Consider the following 20,549-nt stretch of genomic DNA (forward strand, 5'->3'; position numbering starts at 1 on the left):
GCTTACCGATTCCTTAGAACTTGGAGATCATCTCGCTATGACGCAACCTCCGCCGAACGCTGGCGACCAGAACCCGTACCAGCAGCCCCAGTACGGGCAGCAGCCCCCGCCGCCGCCCTACCCGCCTCAGCAGCCGCCGAAGAAGCGGAAGAAGTGGCCCTGGATCCTCGGCGCGGTCGTCGTCCTGATCATCATCATCGCGGTGGCCACCAGCGGCGGTGGCGGCGAGGAGTCGACCGACAACACCGCCGACAGCCCGGGCACGACCGAGACGCAGGCCCCCACGCAGACCGGCGAGGACGAACCCGAGCAGACGACGACTGAGCAGCAGTCCGGCACCGAGGGCGTCGTGTACGAAGTGACCAGCGACAGCGGGACCGCGAACAACATCACCTATTTCGGTGAGGGCGGCAACCAGTCGCAGGAGAACGGCGCGACCCTGCCGTGGCGGTCAAAGGCGTTCGACGAGTCCGACACCATGATCAAGGGGGTGACCGCCCAGAACGGCGGGACGGGCACCATCACCTGCAAGATCATCATCGACGGCAAGGTCGAAGTGGAGAATTCGTCGAACGGCCAGTACGCCGTGGTCAGCTGTAACGGAGACCTGTTCTAGGTCGAACTCTGCAAAGACGCTGAATCGGCCCCACTCCCCCGATTGTCGGGGGGCGGGGCCGATTTGCGTGTTCAGGGGGGTTAAAGGTGCTGGGCTGTGACAAACCCCTGAAACGGTTTTCGGCGAATGTCACTCGTCGTCGAGCGGCTCGAGTTCGCCGCCGAGCTTGACCAGGAACTCGCGCGGGTGCAGGTCGAGGGCTGACGCGATCGGACGCACGTCGTCGGTCGTCAGCGCCACCTTTCCCGACATCCGGTGCTGGACCCACTGGTGGTTCTTCCCGACCCGCTCGGCGAGCTGGCGGCCCGACACGCCGGCGCGCGCCATCTCGGCGCGCAGGGCCGCTGCGATGATCTGCCGGCCTTCGTCGTCACGCCCTGGCCTGGTTGCCACATCTCTCAGGATAGTCACTCAGTCCTCCGTTCCCTCTTGACAGGCACCCTAGTGGATGGTTCAGTCATCCACAATGGATGAATCAAGCATCCACCAACCCTGGAGGTACAGATGAGACGAAGTGTGATCGCTGCAGTAGGTGCGGCCGTGGTGTGGGCCGGGATGCTCGGAGGGGTGGGCGTCGCGGCGGCAGCGGAGAAGCCATGCGTGATGCCGATCGCGGGCGGCGGTGTGGCACCGTGCCCGCCGCCGATCGTGTCGACCAATGGGGACTCCATCGGCGGAGGTGCGAACACCGACCCAGTGTCCGCCGGGTCGGGTGAGTCGCCGAGCTACAGCTACGAGGCGCCGACCTGGAAGGCGACTCCGGAGCCGGAGCCGGAGCCCGAGCCCGAGACTCCGGCCGCCGAGTAGCCCCGGCACGGACGAAGGCCCCCACCCTCGCGAGGGTGGGGGCCTTCTCGTTGTCCAGGTTCAGAGCGGGTGTCGCATCATGGGCCTCTGCGATCGGGTTCTCATTGTTGCCTGCTGTGGCCGGGTCGCTCCCGCGTCGGCGATCAGTGTGTGTTCCTGAACCTCACCCGCTCTGAACTTGTGACATGACTGTAGCAGCCAAAGATGTTGCACCGCAACACTTTACGTGTCACCCACGGTCAGGCCGCCGATGATCCGAGGTATCCGGCGACGATGTAGGCGGCGTGGTCGTCGAGGGCCTGACGCCCGCGGTCATACGTCGACAGGGTCGTGGAGATGTCGGCGTGGCGAGCCGAGAGCTGCACTGTGCGCGGCGCCGCGCCGGCGTCGAGCGCAGAGACGACGAAGCTGTGCCGCAGGGTGTGCGGGGAGACCGTCACGCTCGTGATCGCCGCGGCTTTCGCGAGCCGCTTCACGACCCGGTCTGCGGAGCGGCGCGTCATTCGGGAGCCGTCGCGGCGGAGGATGAGCGGGCCCTCGGTGCGTCCTGCGATCGCGGCGTCGACGGCGCGCTGCACCGCCGGAGGCATCGGCACCAGCGCGGGCCGGCCGCCCTTGCCGACGAACCGTACGCACCGGTGCGCCTTGGCGATCTCGTGGCAGTCGGTGACGTCCAGACTGCACGCCTCAGACACCCGGAGTCCGCAGTAGCCCATCAGCATCACCAGTGCGTGATCGGCTGGGCACGACGCCGCGGCGACGGCCTCGAGGCGCTGCAACTCCGGGCGGGTCAGCGCGATCCGCTGATCGGGGTTGGGCTGTACCTTCGGCCGGCGGGCCAGGCGGCACGGATTCTTTCGTACGAGGTCGTCGTCGAGGGCGATCTCGAAGAACTGACCCAGGGTGCCGACGCGGTGGTTGATGGTGGCCGCGGAGTTGCTGCGCTCGTCGCGCAGCCAGCGCATCCACATCTCCACCAGCGGCCGGGAGGCGTCGCCAATCGGGTCTTTGTCATGCAGCTCGCACCACCGCAGCCACATCACGAGGTCGGCACGGTAGGCGTCGCGGGTGTTGGGGTTCTCCCAGCGGGAGAGGAACGATTCGATGTAGAGATCGAGGTCGGCGCGCGCGAGAACGCACGCCTGGGTAGCGTGAGACACGGTCATCCTTCAGGTCAGAGCTGAACGGGTGGCAAGGCCTCGGCCGGTGTTGGTAGCACCGCCGAGGCCGTCTTCGTTTCTACTCGCAGATCACCCAGTCTCGCCACACGATTCGCCCGCCGCGTAATTCACGTTATGGGCGGGTTAACCGCGTCCGATGATGTAGTAGGTACCCGACGTCGAGGTGGATATGACCTCTACCCACTGCCACTGCGTGGAAAGTGTCACCGATGCCGCGCCGTCGATCGCCGTAGCAGCCACCTGCACTGTGTTTGCCGAAGCGTCGATCTTCTTGATGACGAAGCGAATGCCAGCGATGGTCGTGGCTGGCAGTGTGACGACGATCGCCGCGCTGGTTGCGTTGCACGCGTTCACGGTGGCGCTACTGGTGGTGAGCGTCAGTGACGCCGTGCGCGCGGCCGGCGCAGTACGGAGATTCTGTATCGCGGCGATCTGAATGGTCTGAGTGGTCGACCACGTGTTCGTGACGTCAAGCCCTCCGGCACCGATGACGGTTCGTGCGGCAGCGGCGTCAGCCCCTGCCGCGATTACAGCCGGCTTGTCGGTGATGTCGGCCCACGCGGTACTGCCGCTGCCGCCAGGGGCGACAGCTTCAATCTCAGCGATAACCGCCGGGGAGAACTTGGACCCAGACGAAGCGCTCGGGTTGAACGACACGATTTGCTCCGACATGTCAGGCTCCAATTTGGGGGATTGAGTTGACCCACAACGCTCCAATGGCGAGGGTGGTGTCAGCGGGAAGAAGCAGGCCGGACTTCGCGCCCGTCTGCAAGGAGGCATCAACGGCGGTGGCAGCAACCTGCCCGTCGATGAGTAAAACGATTGTTGTTCCAAAGACCCCGATACCGAACTTTGTGCCAGCCTTCACTACACCTGCAGCGGTGGATGAATTCGGCAGCGAGATACCCGATCCGCCGCCTACCACCTTCTGTAGCGACGCCGTCCCCGTCGACGTGAAAGCGGCGCGGTATGTGTTCTGACTGTCGGCTGATCGAGCCAGAACATACGTCGTTCCAGATGCCTGTCTGGCGGTGACGAGAATTTCCACGCGCGCATCTTTCGCGCCGTGATCCAGGATGACCGCGCGCGCTACTCCATCATTGGAGGCGATGCGCCGCAGCGCACCATTGCTGATTTCGCACTCCGACACGAAGCCTGACCATGCCTTCGGCACGCCGCCATACAGACAATCGGTGGTGTCAAGCACCGAGGAACCGGTTAGTCGGAAGGAAGCGGAGGTGATCAGGTCGCCGCCGCTTAACTCGAAGGAACGCCTGAGTGCTGACACCTGCACATCGACAACGTCAGACTTCACGGCAACCGGACCGGTTGCAGGAGCGCGCCGGGCGCCTGGCCCGCCGCCGACAGTCCCGACGTTCGTCACTCTGCGCAGCATGGGGAACAGAGCGGTCCAGTCGGCCCGCATTCGATCCACCGCGGCGGGGATTAGGCGCATCGCTTCACCCTCAACAGATAGAGCCGCCGATCCCGACGCGTCACCGATGTACACCCCGTAGTCCTGGAGGGATCTTGCCAACGCCAAACCCTCTGGTGATAGGCCCAGGGTGGAGACATTGACCGAGGTGGGGATCGAGAAGAACGATCCCATCGGCACCTGCCCTGAATAGACATGCGCCCCGTCGTTGGCGTCCTCGGCTGCCGCCGGCCATACAAACCCCCGCTTGAGGCAGGACAGTGGGATCGACATGCACAGCGCGTGCGGGATGTGACCCTTAGCCACCTCGTGTGTTCGGATCAACCCACCAGCTGTCGGAAATCGGGCTGCCCTGGTACCCGCGTTGCGGCCACTGCCGCGCAAGTCGGTGCGAGTGATGAAGTCGGCCGTATAGGTGACATCGTCCACCTTCGTGGTGTGCCAGTAGTCGTATGCGTAGATGCCGTCGATGATTCGCATGGACGCGTCGGTGCCTGTGGCAATCCTGGCGTTACGCGGCATCCGATGAGTGAAGCTCCCGCCCGGATAGGTGCCGGTGCCGAGAGGATCGGTTGGTGAGGCTACGTCGATATTGAATCCGTACCCGTTGGTGAAGTCGTTGAGGACGGGCGTGGCCGTAAGTAGGTTCGCCGTCGCCGGATCAGCGGCCGACTCGAAGGTACATCCATCCCCCCTCGCCGTGTTCCAGATCGAGTCGGCAGCAAACGGTTGCGAGTCGGTTGTGCGGTAAACCTCGGGCAGGTTGGCGGCCGGCACACGCGTGTCCACCGTCGGGGCATAAGCCGCGTCGGCATCCTCCTGGGTGAGGAGTCCCGCGGCACCGATCCGGGCGTCGACGGCGGCGCCCGACTCCGAGTCGGGTGCGGCGATGCGGGCGGCGACACCGGCGTCCGGCACCACCCCGGCGGCCACGTCGTCGACGATCTGCTGGGCTTCGTCCCGGGCGGCGACCGCCTGGTCGCGGTACGCCTTCACCTCGGTGGTGACGAGCGGCGATTGCGGCCCGATGTCGTCGAACAGGTCGTTGAGGTGCAGCGTGGTCCCGACGGTCGGCGGGTCGAACGTGACGGACTTCGACGGCAGGGTCTTCTTGCCGTAGAGCAACGTCGGCTGCGCCACCCACCGGACGGGGTTGCCGCCGATCGTCGCGGCCAGCCGAATGCCGTCGTTGCCCTGCAGGTCGGTGAGGACACCGTCAGCGACGAGCGCCGGCACCTCTGCGAGGGTGACGCTCTCCGATTCGCCTGCGGCGCCGGCGGTGACGAACCCGGTGTTCGACGGTTTCGGCGCGAACACCACCTTGCCGGTGGGTCGCACCGTGTCGGGGTTGGGGTCGCCGTCGACGATGCCGTCGTCGACGATGTGGGTCCACAGACCGGTGACGGTCATGTAGGTGATGTCAGCCATCGGTGGGCTCCTCGATGATGTCGGGGGTCGGTTCGGGCTCGACCGGTGGCGGTGGTGGGTCGGTGGGGAGGCCGACGCTCGGGCCTTCGAACCCCATCTCGCACACCTTCGGGAACTGGGTGTGCCGCTTCCACGGATCGGTGACCTCGGTGTAACCCCTCGGGTCGAGGCCATAGTTGTACGTCGGGTCGTACCAAGGGTTTTCGACAGTGCCTACGATGCGGATCCAGTTCGACGGCAGGCCGGTCTCACCACCGGACCCGTAGCTCGCGGTGAACGTGACGCCCGGGATCTCGGGCAACTCGAAGATGGTGTCGTTGGCCATCACGCAATCTTCCTTCCAGTAAACGATGCGGCAGGAGCGGCACCGATGAAGTCGACAGCCGAGCTTGCGGTGACTGTCTCACTGCCCGACGAGAATGGCCACGAGGCTGAAATCCCAGGGCGCACTACCTGCCCCGCAGCCAGGTACACCTCAGCGGCAACGCCCGCCATGATCGGGCCAGCGGCAGCTACACCGTCGATATAGAGAACCCACGGGGACGCCGCCCAGCCGGTATTCGCACTCGCCACGTTGCGGAGTTGGATCATTGATGTCGAGATTGCGTACCAGCCGGACTCCGTGATTGTGACTTGACCGGTGCCTAGATTGGTGACCGTTACCGCGGCTGCCAGATCTGCGACCGTGTAGAAGCCGGATGGGAGCACCGCCGACCCACCACCGCTTACTGATAGGGCAACCGACGTTCCAGAGCCTCGTCGAAGTCGCCATGCCGGGGTGGTCACTGCGCCCCCAGCTGGTAGCCAGTCGGCCATCGCCCACGATGCGACCTGGAAGCTGGCCTGGTCGAAGAATGCTCCATTGAGGTACTCCTGAGTGAAGGCGGCGTGTCGGAATCCCGAGCCCTTCGACACCGATGCGCCGGTGTCGGTCCACGAGACGACGACCTTGCCGTTGACCAGCACGTAGTAGTTGTCGCCGTGACAGCGGAACCGGACGATGTCGCCCGGCTTGATCGGTTGGCCGACCGTGTACCAGATCGTGTTGGTGCCACCCGAGAATCGGCCGATCCGGATGTTGCCGGGACGCACCCAACACACCGCGCCCTGCGTGGGATTCTCGCTGTCGCAGCGCAGGCGGATCGAGGTCCACCGGTCCTCGGAGAATGACCACTTCTTCCCGACGACGATCGACGCCGATTGCGAGTCGGTAGCGAACTTGTGGATGTCGCGGACCGTGCAGAAGTGGTCGCCGTCGGCCGAGTTGTTGATGATGCCGGCGTGCCCGTCGTCCCCGACGATCGCGATCCGGGTGGTGGCCCAGTCGGTCGAGGGCAGCGGCGTGCCGTCGGCGCCGGAGAAGATCGTCGACCACGAATAGCCCGACCAGCCAGGCACGTTCGTTTCGTTGGTGATGTCCTGCAACTGCTGCTGGGCCGCCATCGCGATCTTCTCAGCGTTGTCCGCGATGCCGAACAACCCAGCGACGGAGTCGAACACCTCCCGCACCACGCCGACACCCGCAGCGACACCCCCGGCGACCGCGTTGCGGATGTTGGTCGCGACGTTGTCGACACCCGACGCGACCTCGGTGACCTCGAACTTCGTGCCGACCTCACCGAAGATGGCGTTCGCCCGCTCCTGCAGCGACATACGGTCCGCGGACTGCGGGGGCGGCATGGTGATCTTCGGAGCACCGCGCGCCGGGATCACCTGCGTCGCACCCAGCCGGTCCGCGCCGGGTTCGCCGTCGGGCCAGTAGTGGCGGTCCCGACCCTCCGGTGGAGGTGACATCAGACCGTGACCCGCATCAGCCGAATCCGCAACTGCGCCTTGGTGTTGCGGATCTTCCACGAGGTGAGGACACCGGCGGTCTTGACTGCCGATGCGTACAGCGTGACGGCGGTATCGGCCGGGATGATTCCCTCGGTCGATTCGGGTGTGAGGTCGACGTCGGAGTGGGCGCGGAACGCCACCTCGCGGTAGCCCTCACCGTCCTGGCCTTTGCCGTAGCCGACGAGCGGCCCCGAGGTGGCGTTCTCGGTGCGGAGTTCCATGTCGATCTGGGTGCCGTTGGACGAAGACACGTCCACACCGCCGGCGAAGTCGAACCGGTACGGCCACGGCTTCGCCGGGATGTTGACCGAGAACATGGTGTGGCGGGTGTCGGACGATCCCTTGGTGACGGTGGGGAATCCGCCCGGGCCGACCACGTACTCCTCGGTGACGAACTGGCCGGGCTGCCACACCAGTTTGCCGTCGTCCTCCCGGTAGGTGAGGACGTCGCCGTCGGTGGGGTCGGAGTCGTCGGCGACGTCGACGGAGTTGATGACCGACCCCGACGGGCCGATATCGCCCCTGTCGCCCTTCGGCATCGGCGGCAGATCCACACCGACCGCGTACGAACCGGCCGACCCCGACACCCGCACACCGAAGTCCGGGCCCACGACCGGGTCGCCGTCGATCGTCAGCGTCCCCGGCGTCAGCGCCGGGGCGGGTCCCACCGGCCCCGGAGTGCCGTACACGCCGTGGTAGACGACGAACGTCGCCCCGGACCACACGTACTGGTCGTTCGTGTCGGTGTTGCGCCACGCCCAGTTGGTGTTGTCCTCACCGAGCACGAGGGCCATCGCGTCCAGCTCGGACGTCGACAGCTCGCCGCGGTGGATCGCACCGGGCGGCCCGGGCGGGCCCTGCGCCCCCTCGTACGCCGGCAACCCCAGCACAGCGCGTTCGGCGGCACCGTTCTGCCGTCGGCGGACGTGCATGTACGTTTCCGTCATCGGCGGGGCGCCGGCGGGCTGCGGGATCGCGAAGATCTCCAGCTCCACACCGATGCGTTCGATCGGGTCGTCAGCCATTGTGCTGTCTCACTTTCTCTCGCAGCAGCTTCCAAGCCTGGTCGGGGTTCTCGCCGAGGACGGAGATGCCGGTGACGCGGTGGGTCATGCGGGTCACCTCACCCGCCACGGTTTCGACCCCGACGTCGCCGAGGTCGGGGGTCGCCTCCCAGTGGCCGAGCGGCACGAAGTCGCGGACCTCGCCCGACCACACGAGGTCCTGGGTGTAGTTGCAGACGGCCTGCGCGACGAGCTCGGACAGCGGGTCCGGGATCGGCGCGAACGCGTTGTTCGACAGCGGGGTGTTCCGCAGGAACTTCCCGAGCCGCAACACCGTCGGGTCGTCGAGCCCGTACGGCTTCGGCGCCTGCTCGTTGTCGTCGCTCACCGCGCCACCTCGAGTTCGCGCGTCACGCGGTCGGCGGCGTGGTCGAGCATCGACAGCCCGCCGATCGGCCGCCGGTTGTAGATCGTGTGGGTGGAGCGGACGCCGAGGCCAAGGTAGCCCCGGGCGTCTTTCGCGGCCCGGTCGTAGCGGCCCCAGTTCCGCGGGTCCCACCACGCACCCAGCTTGTCGTCGATCTCCGCGCGGACCGTCGGGTTCCCGAGCTTGGCCAGGACGTCCCGCACCCACACCGACCGGTCGGCGAGCTGCATCCGCGGTGTGAGGGTCGCGATGACGCGCAGCGGGGACCGCGGCGGGCAGCAGCAGATGACATCGCCCGGGTGGTTGACCGGGATGACGCGCGAGTCGACGTGCTGGCGGCCGCGTTCCGGCGCGGCGATCCCGTAGTCGGCCAGCCCATTCGAGCCGGGGTTCGACGGGTTCGCCACTACCACGCACAGCTTCACCTGTGGGAACTCGGCCATCACGCCTTCGACGGCGAGGTCGTCGACGATGTCGGCGCCGGCCGAGTATCCGGCGAGCACCACGATCGCGTGCGGGTGCTCAGCCCTGATGATCGCCAGCTCGATCCGCACCTGGGCGCGGCCGAGCCGCTTCGTCGTCTCGTAGTCCGGGGCGTTCGGGTTGCGCTGGCCGTTGACGAATCCGTACGCCGCCGGGTAGGGCACCTCGATGTGCGTCCACCCGTCGCCGAGCCGATCCACGAACGGGGTCAGCATGTTCCGGCCCATCGGCTCACCGATCCCGCGGACCGTGACGACGAACTTCGGGGTCAGCATCGCGGATCCGGGTACGGGTTCGCGCGGCGCTGCTCCGAGAGCCGGTCGAAGTCTTCGACGTAGCGCTTGCGGGCGGCGACGATCTCGCTCTGCTTCTCCAGCGTCACCGCCGGGCCGATCGCCGCCAGCTCACGTTCGAGTTTGCTCCACAGCTCCGACTGCTCGAGAGACGCCTCGCTGCGCTCCTTGATCACCCGCCGGAACTCGTCGTTACACGCCGACTGACGGGCCGTGAAAATGGTGCTCTGCGTCATGCTGAGCACCGCGACCAGCACGAGCAGCGCGCCGATGATGCGCTTCCACACCGGCTTGTCTGGACGCGCGGTCGGCACCCGCACCTCGACGCCGTGCACGGTGGCACGGCGCCAGGTGAAGGCGAGACCGATCACGACGCCGATGGTTCCGTAGCCGATGGCTCGGACCAGTTCGAGGATCAGATCAGTTGGGTCCATTGCTATTTCCCCCGTTGCTGCCGCCAGTGAAGCGGTCTTTGAGGTTGCCCGCGAACAGGAATCCCGCGACCATCAGCATCAGTGCGTCGACCACGGGTGGGAGGGCGCGAGCCGGGTCGATCATTCGGACAACGAGGCTGGCAATCCAAGCGACGAGGATGACCACCGCGACGAGGTTGACCAGCCACGACGGTGGCAGCCCATTTCGTTGCGGTGGAGTCTCCGGGGGATTGTCGGTCACGGGCACACCTTTCGACCCCGCCCACCAGTGGGCGGACCATCAGCGATGAGCAGGGCATGGGTTCTACGCGACCGGCTCGTCTCGCACCCCGCCGTTGACGACGAGGCTGGGAGTGCCCTTCGGACCGATGGGAAGCGAAGCGATCGAGGTTGCGAGGGAGATCAGTGCCGCGGTGCCGGCGAGCCCGCCGGCCTGCGTCCAGTTCACATCGGCGAACGTGACTGCCTGATCAGCTGAGACGACGACCGGGATCGACCCGACGACGGTCGCGATGAACGTGCGGCCCGCCCGGATCAGCGCCTCGACGTAGGGGTTCGCCGCGACGATCCGCTCGTCGACGAGCGCCAGCAGCACCGTCGCAAGGGTGGCGAGGGCCGCGGATTGCAGCGCGGTGCCCCAGGCGACGGACAGGACGGACACGCCTGCGACGAGGAACAGTGCGAGGTTCTGGACGAACGTCTTCACGGCGCGTTCGGCGACGTCCTCGATGAACGCGGTCAGCGGTGCGTGAGTGGGTACGGACATGCTCAGTTCTCCTTGCTGTCGTTGGGGTTCTTCACGATCCCGAGCGGGTCGTAGAAGCCGGGGATGCCGAGCGCGGTGCCGATGGCGGCGAGTGCGTCGACGACGGTGCGGTTCCCGAGCTGCGGCCAGCCGGGGAACGACTTCTCGATGTCGACGACCTTCTTGCCGTCGACGGTCTTGTAGACGAGGTCGCGGGCACCGACGAGCTGCTCGCGAACGTCCTTGGTGTCCGAGCCGATCGCCGCGTTGAACGCCCGGGTGAACTCGTTGATCTTGTCGACGTCTGTGGCCATGGTGGTGCCTCCAATTCCGAAGAGTGTCTTGAGTTGTGGGATGGACAGGTCGGTGTAGTTGGCGTCGCACGGCCCGAACGGGGCGCACGGCACGCGGTCGGAGTACTGGTGCGCGAAGCGCTGCGGGTACGAGTAGGACTCGCCCGGACGGACGCCGTAGTGCGGCACGACGAGCGGGACGTTCCCGCGCGACTGCCACAGAGAGGGGTCGGCGCGCGGGTTGTAGTAGCCGATCACCCGGGATCCGCCGAGCCACTGGCGCACTCGGCGGATCTCGTCGTTGATCTCGACGGAGTGGTCGCGGTTCGGGATGGCGCCCTGCGAGGAGCCGTTGCCGGATTCGACGTCGACCATGCACACGATGCGCGGGTCGATCCGGCCGTTGCGGGTGACCACTTCTCGCCAGAGGTCGCAGTTCGCGGCGCCCGGGCGGAAGAAGTAGTACGGGATGACGATGTCGAGGTCGCCGCGGTCGAGCGCGGCGAGCGCCCAGTCGAGGTTCGCGGCGGCGTTCTTGTCGCGCTGGTCGCCGCTGTTGGTGCGGAACGAGAACACCCGATGCGGATACTCGTCATTCGCCAATCGCTGGAACTGCGAGACATCGGCCCAGTAGGTGCCCATCAGCGATCACCCGCCGGATAGACGTGCGTTGGTTCGTTACCGTCGCTACCAGCGCAGATGAACTGGCACTCCTCGCCCGGCGCCTCGGCATTGAAGCCGTAGGGCTCGACGGCGCACCGTGACTTGCCCCGTTGCTTGCCCTCGGCGTGGAGCCAGTGGCCGGGCTCACCCCGCATCGTCAGACCACAGTGTTTGCACTTCATCGGTTCACCGCCTTCTCGAGGACTGCGGCGAGGCCGTCGGTGAATGTGTCCAGGCCGAGCTGCGGCCAGCCGTCGAACTCGCCGGCGTCTCGGGAACCGGAGCCGCACAGCTGCTCTCGGCTGTCCTTCGCGTCGGAACCGATCGGCCCCATGAAGCCTTGCGTGAACGCGTTGACGCGCCCCACGTCGAGAGCCGCTGCGCCGACCGAGTCGACCAGTCGGCCGTCCCTGATCCGACGCTGCACGAAGTCGATGAGCTTGTCCGATGCCCCGTCCCCGGCCGCGGTGCCGGCCCCGAGCTGGTAGTGCATCTCGTCGGCCCGCGACCAGTCTGCGCCCCAGAAGATGTTGCCCTCGAACAGTGCGAGTCCCCGGCGCACCTTCGCGATGCGGTCGGCCGGCATGACGCGGCGGCCCCAGGGGTACTGGGTGGCGTTGAGGTCGACCCCGGTGCCCGACAGGTGGTTCGAGGTGGCGACGTCGTTGGTGTTCGACCATCCCCAGTCGTCGAGCGGCTTGTACAGGTCGATGCGCTCGACGTTCTCGTGGTACCAGCGAACCCACGCGCCGAGCACCTCGGCGGCGTAGCCGGATCGCACGTGGAGACCCATGCCCGCCACAGTGATGGTGACGCACTCGTCGCGGTTGCACATCCGCCAACCGTTCTCGGAGTACTTGTAGCCGTACGCTGTTCTGAAACTCATTGCAGTGTTGCTCCTTTCATTCGCTCAGTGCTGCTCGGGTGAGCCAGGTGCCGAATCGGCGGATCTTGCCCAGGGCGATGGACCCGGGTTCGCGTTCGGCGTCGGGCCGGCCGATCTGCAGCGTCAACTTGCCGCGCACGCTGCGTGAGTCCTCGTAGGTGATCTCCTCGAGGTACTCGACCTCGACCTTCCCGTCGGCCATCTGGACACCGACGAGGTCGCCGAGCTGCAGGTCCTTCCCGATGTAGTACGGCGAACCGTTCTGCACCGAGATGGCATGCGAGATGTACGGTCTCGTCGCCCAGTGCGCCGACTTCATCCCCGACAGCGTTTCCATCGACAGCCCGGTCGACGAGCTCTCTGCGAACGTCTCCCGGAACCGCCACGGCCCCGCCTCGTTGGCGCGCTGGATGTCCTCGGAGGTGTGGAACGCCATCACGGTGTCCTTGACGACACCTTCGAACGCGCCGAGCTCGAGGTTGGTGAGGAACGGCAGGATCGGTGCCGCCGCACCGCCGGTCGCGGCGACCAGCGCGGCGCCGACCGCCGCCCCGATCCCCGACAGCAGCATGTTCGCGCCCGTCACCAGCAGCGTGTTGACCCACTCGGGCGACTTGCCGCCCGCCGTCACCCGCGACGCCATCGCCGTGTGGGTGGTCTGCTCGTACTCGTCAGCGGGCGTGTACTTCCCGGTGGTGTAGACCGCGATCGGCTTGTTCGCGATCGTCCCCTCCACCTGGTCGAGGTACTTCTGGTAACCGTCGTCGCCGAGGATCGGGTACAACACCCAGCCGAGAAGGTCGGACCCCATCTGGATCCCGGTGCGGAAGAACCCGTCGATCGCGGTGCCGGTCCAACCGACGGGCTGCCCCTTCTCGACGAAGTCGATGATCAGCTTCGGACGGTCGAGGTGGATGAACTCGGGGAACGGCTGCGGGTCGACGTCGGGGTCAAAGAACTGGTAGACGATCTGCAGGTCGTTCGCCTGACACACCTCAGTGAAGGCGGTGAGCGCCTCGTCCATCCGCCACGACGCCGAATCCCATTTCGATGTGTCGCCGATGAACTTGTTGCGCGGGTTGACGATGATCGGATGCAGCGCCTTCTTGACGACGTTCCACGCGCTCGGTGAGAACAGGTTGCCCGTCGGGATGGAGAACAGCTCGCCCTGCAGCCGAACGAGATTCGCGGTCAACGCGAGCGCGCACATGCTGGCCGACGGGCCGAGCCCGAACCAGTACTTGATCGGTTGGAACTCGGCCACAGACCACGGGCAGGGCCACAGCCGGATCCACGCCAGATGTTCGAGCGCGCCGATCGCCTCGACCTCGTAGTAGCGCTTCAACCCCTTGCGGGTGCGGGTGAACTTCGTGATGAACCACAACGTCGTGTAGCCCGGGAGCCGGACGACGATCGGCCGGACCGTCGCCTTCGGCTGTCCGTCGAGGTAGTCGCCGTAGTGGTCATCGCACGGCAGCAACATCGTCAGCCCGCCGGCCGCTGACTTCTTGTCGGTGAACTTCAGATCCTGGTAGTCACCGGAGATCGACCAGATCGCCATCTCCTTGGTGCGGAGCTCGACGACCGCCTTCGGGTTCTTGTAGGTGTCGCGTTCGGTCTGTTCGTCGTGGGTGAGCGTCGCGAACGCTCCGCGGACGCTCACAGCAGCCCCTCGTACTGCTGGCGGCAGATGACCCACAGCTCGGTGTTGGTGTTGCCGCCGGTGACGGTGATGTCGACGCGCGTCACCTCACCCTCCGGCACGGGGTGGGTGTACTTGCGGCCCTTCATCAGCGGCCACAGGTTGCGTCCGGTCTTCGCCGATCGGATCGTCGGGCGCGCCTCGTCGGTGTTGATCAGGATCGTCTCGCCCGCGACAACAGTGAACGGGTGGTCGACGTCGTTGCCGGCGTACCGCAACCGCAGCCGTCCCGGGCCCTGGAACGCGAACTGCGGCCACGCCTGCCACAGCGGGCCCGGGTAGATCGACACCGACCCCTTGCCCGTGTTGGTCGTGTTCTTCCACGAGTCGGCGTGATCGGCGGCCCGCGGGATCGGGTGCTCGACGATCAGCATCAGCTCGAAGTTGGCGGCCGACGTCCTACTCGGGTCGAAGGGGAACGTCGGCTTCAGGTAGCCGAGGCGCGCGGCGACCCACCTCCACCCGGTGGAGTTGGTGTACACCGCGAGCCACCCGACCTCGTGCCGGCGGATGAGTGTCCGCAGGTGCTCGACGCGGCGTCGGAAGTCGTCCGGGTTGGCGCCGAGGATGAACAGCGGCACATCGAGTTCCGCGTGATCGAGGGTCTCGCCGACGTAGTCCTCGCCCCACTGGCGGGCGGCGGCATCGAACAGCGCCTTCACGTCGAGGTGCCCGATGCCGTCGATCCCGCCCGTGGACAGCCACGCACCTAGTTCGGGTGGTGCGGTTTTCTTCGCACCCGATAGGCGGACGCGTTCGCCCTTCGGCGAGATCCACTCGACGATCGTGTGATCGGTCAGGACTGCACGGTTGTTCATCCCCACCCGCCCACGAGTTGTTCGGACCGGGTCGCGCGGCGAACCTCGCGTCCGGTCTTGAGTGCTGCCTCATCCGGGTCATGCGTGTACTGGTTCTCGACCCAGACGAGCGGGGCGTCGCGGTGCCCGGTCGAAGACTGGGCGTCGTCGCCTTCGTTCGGCATCCGGCCGCTCGACCGCATCGCCGCGGCGCCGAGGTCGGCGACGGACTTGAACTCGGCCGCCGACGGCAGCGCCTCGAGCATCGAATCGATCGACGCCCACTGCGCGCCGTTGAGGATCGGCTCGGGACGCTTCGACAGGTTGAGGGCGAGACCACCCGGCTTGAGCCAGCCGCCCTGGTCGTAGATGCCGAACTTGTCGACGAGCTCCGTCGCACGCGCCATCCGGCCGGCGTACTTGCCCGGGAATGCGCTGCGCTGCACCGCCTGTGCCGCCGCGCCCATGTCCATGGTTTCCCAGCCGGGGACCTTCATCAGCGCGTCGTAGAACATCTTCGCCGAGCGGTGCGGATCCATCCGGTCGGCGACCGTGCCCCAGCCCGCCTGCCGCTGCTGGAACAGGCCGATCGAGTCGTGGTCGGAGCCGACGGCATCGTGCGGGAATTTCAACGATTCCGGGACGGCGGTGTTGGCGTACATCTTCATCGGGTCGCCCACCTCGACGAGCGCCGTCGCGTTCCCGATGATCGCGGCACGCTTCGGCAGACCCATCTTCTTCGCCTGCTCGGTGATCGCGAACGGGTACCGCTCCCAGCCACCTGGCGCGAGGTCCGGCATCTTCGTCGTCGACGGCGTCTGCCCCTGCTCGATCGTCGTGCCGTCGCCGTACACCGGGTCTGTCGCGCTGGGCGTCGTCGTGGTGCTCAGCGAGCTGGTGCCCGCCCCGCCGGCCGTACCGGTTGATGCGGCGTCCCCTGCTCGAGGGATGAGACCGGAGATGGTGTCGAAGATCTTCCCGAACCCGAAGAAGTCGGCGGTGTCCTTGGCCATCGACTCGGCCGCCACCATCGGGGTGTCGCGGATCGTGGTGGCGCCAGCCCGGTAACCCTCGATCCGAGCGGTGCTGTCCTCGAGCGCCTTGCGCTCCATGTCGTGGCGCTTCTGCACCGCGGCGAGTTGCTGACCGGTGAGGCCCTTGATCTCCTGCTCGTGGCGCGCGGCCATCTGATCGGAGATCTGCTGCTGCGCCGCGCTCGCCGCCTCCGGCGACTGCCCCGAGAACACAGCTCGGAACGCCTCCATCATGTCCTTGACGGTGGTGAGCTGGTCCCAGTTGAGGACCGCCTCGGGCTTGCCGGTCTCGTTGCGCACCAACGACAGACCCTTCGGCAGGTAACCGCCCTGGTCGCGCAGCAGTCCGCCGAGCGCCTTGAACGGCGACTTCACCACGTTCGTGACGATCGAGGTGACCTTCTTCGCCGCGTCGTACGCGCCCTTGAGTTTGTCGCCGAGCTTCGCCGCCAGATTGAACGCCGTCTCGATCGCCTTCGTCTTGGTGATGTCGAAGATCTTCGGCGGGATTCCCAGCCATTCCGGGGGCGGCGAACCGACGATCGACGTCAGGCCCTGCTTGATGGGATTCAAAGCCTTGTCGATGATCTCGGAGATCTTCTTCTTGACGATATTGAGCATCTCCGCGGTCGACGGGCCGCCGAATCCGTCGGTGACGAGGCCTTCGGGCACGACGTTCGGGTTGACGTTCTGCGGCTTCCACCACAGGTGCGGGTGGTCCATGTGGTTCTGCGTTGGCGATCCGCGGTCGCCCATCGGCTCGCGCCGCATCTTCGGCGGGTACCACATCGCCTGCTGCCAGATGGAGTGCTGCAGAGGGAACTTCGGGTTGTTGGCGTGCGCGAACGCATTCACCTGGTCGCCGAGCTTCTTGTCCGAGCCGACCATCACGTCGAGCGCGCGACCCGACGGGTGCTCGTCGAAGTTGTCCTGGCGGTAGCCGCCGATGTCCTTGATCTTCGGCCACAGTTTGAAGATGATGCGGCGCATCAGCTGACCGATCGCCTGCAACCCGCCCTCACCGGGCATCGGGGAGAGCTTCTGCCCCGCCGCGACCGCGCCGCCCTTCTCGAAACGAGGCAGCGGGCCGCCCTCGGACACCGGGCTCAGACCGCCGGGGGTCCAGGTGAACGGGCGCCCGGAGTCGACCATGTTGCGCATCCGGTACATCGCGCCGTGACCGCCAGCACGTCGGACGTCACGGACATCCCACACGTGTTCGTCGGGCATCATCAGCGCGTGGACGGAGTCCTTGCCCCGCTTGGCACCCGAGCCCATCGGGACCGGGCCGCCATCCTTGAACGCGACCTCGGCGACAGGCTTCATCGGGTTGAGCCCGGGAAGGAACCCGGCGATCGTGTTCCACGCGGGCAGCAGGCCCTTGTTCCAGACGGTGCCGAGGACGAAGTTGATCGGCTTCGCGACGAAGCTCTTGATCTTGTCCCAGGCGTTGCCGATCCCGGTGACGATGGTGTCGAAGAATCCGCCGACCGCGCTCAGTCCGGACTTGAGGGCGTCCCACGCGGGGGTGATGATGTTGTCGACGACCCAACTGATCCCGGCGCCGAGGGCATCCCAGGTGGGCTTGATGACGTTGTTCCACAGGAATTTGAAGGCTTCACCGAGGATGTCGAGGCTGCGTCGGAATGAGTCCCACACTGGCTTGATCAGGGAGTTCCACACCCAGCCGATGACGGCGCCGATGGCGCGCATCGCCGGCGAGATGATGGTGTTCCACAGCCACATCACGACGGGTCCGATGACGTTGCGGAACAGGCCTACCCAGAGTCCGAAGTAGAGCTTGACGGCGTTCCAGGCGACGCCGATCACCCATTTGATGGCGTTGAACGCGGGTGTGATGACGTTGCGCCACAGCCACATCACGACGGCGCCGAGCATCCGGAACGCGGACATCATGGCGGGCCACACGGTCTGCTGCAGCCAGGACCACACGACCGCGACCGCCGCCTTGATGCTGTTCCATGCGGTGGTCCAGATCTTGCGGCCGATCTCGGTCTTGGTGAAGAACAGGACGAGCCCGGCGATCAGCGCGCCGATCGCGACGATGATCCAGGTGATGGGGCTCGTTGCGATGGCGAGTGCGGCGCCGAAGATGCCGGAGGCGACCGCGCCGGTGAGCATGGCGACGCGGTGCGCGGCGAGGGCGATGAGGTTGCCCCGCAGGCCCGCGGTGCTGCGTCCGGTCGCGGCGTAGAACACGCCCTGGGCGACCGACGCGACGGCCATGACGGCGTTGTAGAGCGTCATCGCCATCGTGATCGCCTTGACCGTCACCGCGAGAGTCAGCAGCACGGGAGCCATCGGCCCGAGGTGCGACATCACCGTGGCGATGTGGGGCGCCATGACGGCGAGGATCGTGGCCCACGGGGAGAATGCCTGCACGATTCCCGGGATGATCGGAGCGAGGTTGGTGAGCGCCTGACCGAGTGCCGGCATCAACCGCTCGGCCATCTGCACGAGGCCGGGGGTCGCCTGGGTGATCGCCGCGCCGACCGACCGCATCCCGGGAGCGAGTCCGGACGCCGAGATCTGACCGAGCCGCATGAACGCCGCCCAGAGAGGGCCGACGACCGCGGTGACGTTCTGGATGACCGTCTTCACCTGGTTGAACGCGTCGGTGAAGTACTGCTTGATGCGGCCCGACTGCTGAGCCTGCACCAGCATGTTCGACAGGGACGTCGCGCCCTCCGTCGCGCCCGCGACCATGGGGGCGAACGCCTCACCCGCGCCGGCGGCGATCGAAGCGAGTCCGGGTGCGAGCGCGCCGAGCGCGGTACCGGCCTGCGCCGCCATACCCGACGAGGTGCGCAGCCACGACGACACGATCGGGATGCCCTGCGCGGAGTTCATCCAGTCGACGACCGAACGAGCGCCGGTGTTGAACCCGCCCGTCACGGTGCGCAGTGCGCCGCCGAGTCGTGGGAGCCAGGTGTCGGCGAGCTGCGGAAGTCGCTCGGCGAGACCGGCAAACAGGGTGTCCTGCACGCCGCGCTGCATCGCGTCCCATGCGGGCTTGACACCCATCGCGGACTCGACGAACGAGCGGGCGTTCGTGGACAGCTTCGCCATCGCCTCGGCCTGCTTGTCGGCGGCCGCGCTCGCTCCGGTGTCCTTCGGTTGGCGGGCGTCGGCGAGCGCCTCCTGTGCGTCCCTGGTGGCTTCGGTGGCGTCGCGCAGCCGCTCCTGGGCGGCGACGACCTCGTCGGAGCCCTCGACACCCTTGCGTCGGGTGGAGGCCGCATCCTTCGCTAGGTCGTTGTTGTCGCGCTGCACCTCGGCGAGACGAAGTTCGGCTTCCTGCACCGCGAGGACCGCCCGCTCGCGCTCGGTGCCGGTCTCGAACCCGCCCTTCGCGAGGTCGGCGCGCGCCTCCCGCAGCGACAGCTGGGCGTCGCGCTCGGACAGCGCGGCGCCACGGAGCTGCAGATCGAGGTCGCGGAGCTTCTTGCGGGCGTCGTCGCGGGCCTTCGACACGTCTTCCTGCGCGTCCTTCTCGGCCTCGACCGCCTTCGTCAGGCCCCGCTCGGCGCGCGCGATGTCCTTGGTGTTGTCGACGACCTTCGCCGCGCTACCGGCGCCGGAGGTGCCCATCTCCTTGAACGCGTCGCCGACGCCCATCAGGCCGACCTTCAGCCCGGCGATCGACGCGCCGAGCGCCGACAGTCCGGCGATACCGATACCGCCGGCCGCCGACCCGAGGGTGACGATCGCGGCGCTCAGCGCGGCGAGGGCGGGCGCCGCGGTGCTCGCGATGCCGATGAGGGCGGCGAGCCCGACGGTGAGCATGCCGATCACGCGGGTGACCCGCATGACGCGGCCGAGGGTCCGGACCGCGGCAGACAGGACCAGCACCGCCGCAGTCGCGCGCGCAACGTCGCGGGCCAGACGACCAGCGAGCGCCGCGACCGCTCGGAGCCAGCCGGCGAGTTTCGCCAACCCCTGACCGGCGAGGAGCCGCATCGCGACGGCGCCCGCCATCACCTGCACGGCGAACCCCCGCATGATCCTCGACGCCCACATAGTGGCGGTGGCGATCGTGCTGATGTGTCGGACGGTTCCCCGGAACCCGGCGTTGACGAGTCCCACAGTGGCGGCGATCCCGACGAGGCCGTTGCGGACACCGCGCACGAAACCACGGCCGTAGGAGCGGCCGTGCTCGTCGCCGACACGCGTGTAGTCGATGTGGTTCAATCCGTCGTTGACGCCGAGCGCGCCTTGGTGGCCGGCGGTGCGGCCGATGCCGCGCATCTGGGCGGCGAGCTTCGCCATCCGCGCCTTGACCGAGTTGACGCCGATGTTCCCGCGGGACAGGCCGTCGTCGACGCCGCGCGCAGCGGACCGTCCGGACTCGCGGCCGCCGCGCGCGAACTCCTTCTCCATCCCGGCGGAGCCCGCCCGGGCCGCGCCCGACGCCTCCTTCACCACTGTGGCCATGAACCCCTTCATCGAAGGGGCAACTGGGAC

Annotated in this window: 20 protein-coding genes; 2 read left to right on the forward strand and 18 right to left on the reverse strand. The window is 67.1% G+C overall.

Annotation, left to right across the window (positions count from 1 at the left end; genetic code table 11):
• Window positions 1–37: 37 nt before the first annotated feature.
• Window positions 38–616 (forward strand): MmpS family transport accessory protein, encoded by a 579-nt coding sequence (locus AB4Z55_RS23915; protein WP_369520729.1) that lies wholly within the window; start codon window positions 38–40, stop codon window positions 614–616.
• A 129-nt stretch (window positions 617–745) separates the two neighbouring features.
• On the opposite strand, the gene AB4Z55_RS23920 is transcribed toward AB4Z55_RS23915, so the two are convergent.
• Complete coding sequence (locus tag AB4Z55_RS23920) at window positions 746–1,009, reverse strand: helix-turn-helix domain-containing protein (protein ID WP_369520730.1); 264 nt, start codon at window positions 1,007–1,009, stop codon at window positions 746–748.
• A 123-nt stretch (window positions 1,010–1,132) separates the two neighbouring features.
• Between AB4Z55_RS23920 and AB4Z55_RS23925 the strand changes: the two genes are divergently transcribed.
• Complete coding sequence (locus AB4Z55_RS23925) at window positions 1,133–1,423, forward strand: hypothetical protein (RefSeq protein ID WP_369520731.1); 291 nt, start codon at window positions 1,133–1,135, stop codon at window positions 1,421–1,423.
• Window positions 1,424–1,662: 239 nt separating this feature from the next.
• Here AB4Z55_RS23925 and AB4Z55_RS23930 read toward each other — a convergent pair whose 3' ends face one another.
• The 17 genes from AB4Z55_RS23930 to AB4Z55_RS24010 all read right to left on the reverse strand — a co-directional run bounded on the left by AB4Z55_RS23930 (window position 1,663) and on the right by AB4Z55_RS24010 (window position 20,519).
• Window positions 1,663–2,583, reverse strand: a complete 921-nt coding sequence (locus AB4Z55_RS23930) for a tyrosine-type recombinase/integrase (RefSeq protein WP_369520732.1) — start codon at window positions 2,581–2,583, stop codon at window positions 1,663–1,665.
• Window positions 2,584–2,727: 144 nt separating this feature from the next.
• Window positions 2,728–3,276 (reverse strand): hypothetical protein, encoded by a 549-nt coding sequence (locus tag AB4Z55_RS23935; protein WP_369520733.1) that lies wholly within the window; start codon window positions 3,274–3,276, stop codon window positions 2,728–2,730.
• A 1-nt stretch (window position 3,277) separates the two neighbouring features.
• A complete protein-coding gene (locus AB4Z55_RS23940; protein WP_369520734.1) occupies window positions 3,278–5,467 on the reverse strand; it encodes a hypothetical protein in 2,190 nt (729 codons plus the stop codon).
• Window positions 5,460–5,792, reverse strand: coding sequence for a hypothetical protein (locus AB4Z55_RS23945; RefSeq protein WP_369520735.1), 333 nt, complete (start codon window positions 5,790–5,792; stop codon window positions 5,460–5,462). The genes AB4Z55_RS23940 and AB4Z55_RS23945 overlap by 8 nt, the downstream gene beginning before the upstream one ends.
• Window positions 5,792–7,261, reverse strand: coding sequence for a hypothetical protein (locus AB4Z55_RS23950; protein ID WP_369520736.1), 1,470 nt, complete (start codon window positions 7,259–7,261; stop codon window positions 5,792–5,794). The genes AB4Z55_RS23945 and AB4Z55_RS23950 overlap by 1 nt, the downstream gene beginning before the upstream one ends.
• Window positions 7,261–8,328 carry a hypothetical protein gene (locus AB4Z55_RS23955; protein WP_369520737.1) on the reverse strand — a complete coding sequence of 356 codons (1,068 nt, stop codon included), beginning with the start codon at window positions 8,326–8,328 and terminating at the stop codon, window positions 7,261–7,263. The genes AB4Z55_RS23950 and AB4Z55_RS23955 overlap by 1 nt, the downstream gene beginning before the upstream one ends.
• Window positions 8,321–8,695, reverse strand: coding sequence for a hypothetical protein (locus tag AB4Z55_RS23960; RefSeq protein ID WP_369520738.1), 375 nt, complete (start codon window positions 8,693–8,695; stop codon window positions 8,321–8,323). The genes AB4Z55_RS23955 and AB4Z55_RS23960 overlap by 8 nt, the downstream gene beginning before the upstream one ends.
• Window positions 8,692–9,492 (reverse strand): cutinase family protein, encoded by an 801-nt coding sequence (locus AB4Z55_RS23965; RefSeq protein ID WP_369520739.1) that lies wholly within the window; start codon window positions 9,490–9,492, stop codon window positions 8,692–8,694. The genes AB4Z55_RS23960 and AB4Z55_RS23965 overlap by 4 nt, the downstream gene beginning before the upstream one ends.
• Window positions 9,486–9,944 carry a hypothetical protein gene (locus AB4Z55_RS23970; RefSeq protein ID WP_369520740.1) on the reverse strand — a complete coding sequence of 153 codons (459 nt, stop codon included), beginning with the start codon at window positions 9,942–9,944 and terminating at the stop codon, window positions 9,486–9,488. The genes AB4Z55_RS23965 and AB4Z55_RS23970 overlap by 7 nt, the downstream gene beginning before the upstream one ends.
• Entirely contained in the window at window positions 9,931–10,185 is a 255-nt protein-coding gene (locus AB4Z55_RS23975) for a hypothetical protein (RefSeq protein ID WP_369520741.1), read from the reverse strand. Before AB4Z55_RS23975 ends, AB4Z55_RS23970 begins: the two co-directional genes overlap by 14 nt.
• A gap of 63 nt (window positions 10,186–10,248) precedes the next feature.
• The gene (locus AB4Z55_RS23980; RefSeq protein ID WP_369520742.1) at window positions 10,249–10,710 is read right to left on the reverse strand and encodes a holin; all 462 of its coding nucleotides are present in this window, start codon (window positions 10,708–10,710) and stop codon (window positions 10,249–10,251) included.
• Window positions 10,711–10,712: 2 nt separating this feature from the next.
• Entirely contained in the window at window positions 10,713–11,624 is a 912-nt protein-coding gene (locus AB4Z55_RS23985; protein WP_369520743.1) for a hypothetical protein, read from the reverse strand.
• Entirely contained in the window at window positions 11,624–11,827 is a 204-nt protein-coding gene (locus tag AB4Z55_RS23990; RefSeq protein WP_369520744.1) for a hypothetical protein, read from the reverse strand. Before AB4Z55_RS23990 ends, AB4Z55_RS23985 begins: the two co-directional genes overlap by 1 nt.
• Window positions 11,824–12,531, reverse strand: coding sequence for a M15 family metallopeptidase (locus AB4Z55_RS23995; RefSeq protein WP_369520745.1), 708 nt, complete (start codon window positions 12,529–12,531; stop codon window positions 11,824–11,826). Before AB4Z55_RS23995 ends, AB4Z55_RS23990 begins: the two co-directional genes overlap by 4 nt.
• A 16-nt stretch (window positions 12,532–12,547) precedes the next feature.
• Window positions 12,548–14,194, reverse strand: a complete 1,647-nt coding sequence (locus AB4Z55_RS24000; RefSeq protein WP_369520746.1) for a hypothetical protein — start codon at window positions 14,192–14,194, stop codon at window positions 12,548–12,550.
• Window positions 14,191–15,051, reverse strand: a complete 861-nt coding sequence (locus tag AB4Z55_RS24005) for a hypothetical protein (RefSeq protein ID WP_369520747.1) — start codon at window positions 15,049–15,051, stop codon at window positions 14,191–14,193. Before AB4Z55_RS24005 ends, AB4Z55_RS24000 begins: the two co-directional genes overlap by 4 nt.
• A complete protein-coding gene (locus tag AB4Z55_RS24010) occupies window positions 15,048–20,519 on the reverse strand; it encodes a hypothetical protein (protein WP_369520748.1) in 5,472 nt (1,823 codons plus the stop codon). The genes AB4Z55_RS24005 and AB4Z55_RS24010 overlap by 4 nt, the downstream gene beginning before the upstream one ends.
• Between the last annotated feature and the right edge of the window lie 30 nt (window positions 20,520–20,549).

It is taken from the genome of Gordonia sp. ABKF26 (assembly GCF_041103195.1).
GTDB lineage: Bacteria > Actinomycetota > Actinomycetes > Mycobacteriales > Mycobacteriaceae > Gordonia > Gordonia terrae.

Coding starts and splice junctions, on each gene's coding strand:
- AB4Z55_RS23915 (WP_369520729.1), top strand. CDS start 38: ATGACGCAACCTCCGCCGAACGCTGGCGACCAGAACCCGTACCAGCAG.
- AB4Z55_RS23935 (WP_369520733.1), bottom strand. CDS start 3,276: ATGTCGGAGCAAATCGTGTCGTTCAACCCGAGCGCTTCGTCTGGGTCC.
- AB4Z55_RS23940 (WP_369520734.1), bottom strand. CDS start 5,467: ATGGCTGACATCACCTACATGACCGTCACCGGTCTGTGGACCCACATC.
- AB4Z55_RS23945 (WP_369520735.1), bottom strand. CDS start 5,792: ATGGCCAACGACACCATCTTCGAGTTGCCCGAGATCCCGGGCGTCACG.
- AB4Z55_RS23950 (WP_369520736.1), bottom strand. CDS start 7,261: ATGTCACCTCCACCGGAGGGTCGGGACCGCCACTACTGGCCCGACGGC.
- AB4Z55_RS23955 (WP_369520737.1), bottom strand. CDS start 8,328: ATGGCTGACGACCCGATCGAACGCATCGGTGTGGAGCTGGAGATCTTC.
- AB4Z55_RS23965 (WP_369520739.1), bottom strand. CDS start 9,492: ATGCTGACCCCGAAGTTCGTCGTCACGGTCCGCGGGATCGGTGAGCCG.
- AB4Z55_RS23970 (WP_369520740.1), bottom strand. CDS start 9,944: ATGGACCCAACTGATCTGATCCTCGAACTGGTCCGAGCCATCGGCTAC.
- AB4Z55_RS23980 (WP_369520742.1), bottom strand. CDS start 10,710: ATGTCCGTACCCACTCACGCACCGCTGACCGCGTTCATCGAGGACGTC.
- AB4Z55_RS23985 (WP_369520743.1), bottom strand. CDS start 11,624: ATGGGCACCTACTGGGCCGATGTCTCGCAGTTCCAGCGATTGGCGAAT.
- AB4Z55_RS23990 (WP_369520744.1), bottom strand. CDS start 11,827: ATGAAGTGCAAACACTGTGGTCTGACGATGCGGGGTGAGCCCGGCCAC.
- AB4Z55_RS23995 (WP_369520745.1), bottom strand. CDS start 12,531: ATGAGTTTCAGAACAGCGTACGGCTACAAGTACTCCGAGAACGGTTGG.
- AB4Z55_RS24005 (WP_369520747.1), bottom strand. CDS start 15,051: ATGAACAACCGTGCAGTCCTGACCGATCACACGATCGTCGAGTGGATC.
- AB4Z55_RS24010 (WP_369520748.1), bottom strand. CDS start 20,519: ATGGCCACAGTGGTGAAGGAGGCGTCGGGCGCGGCCCGGGCGGGCTCC.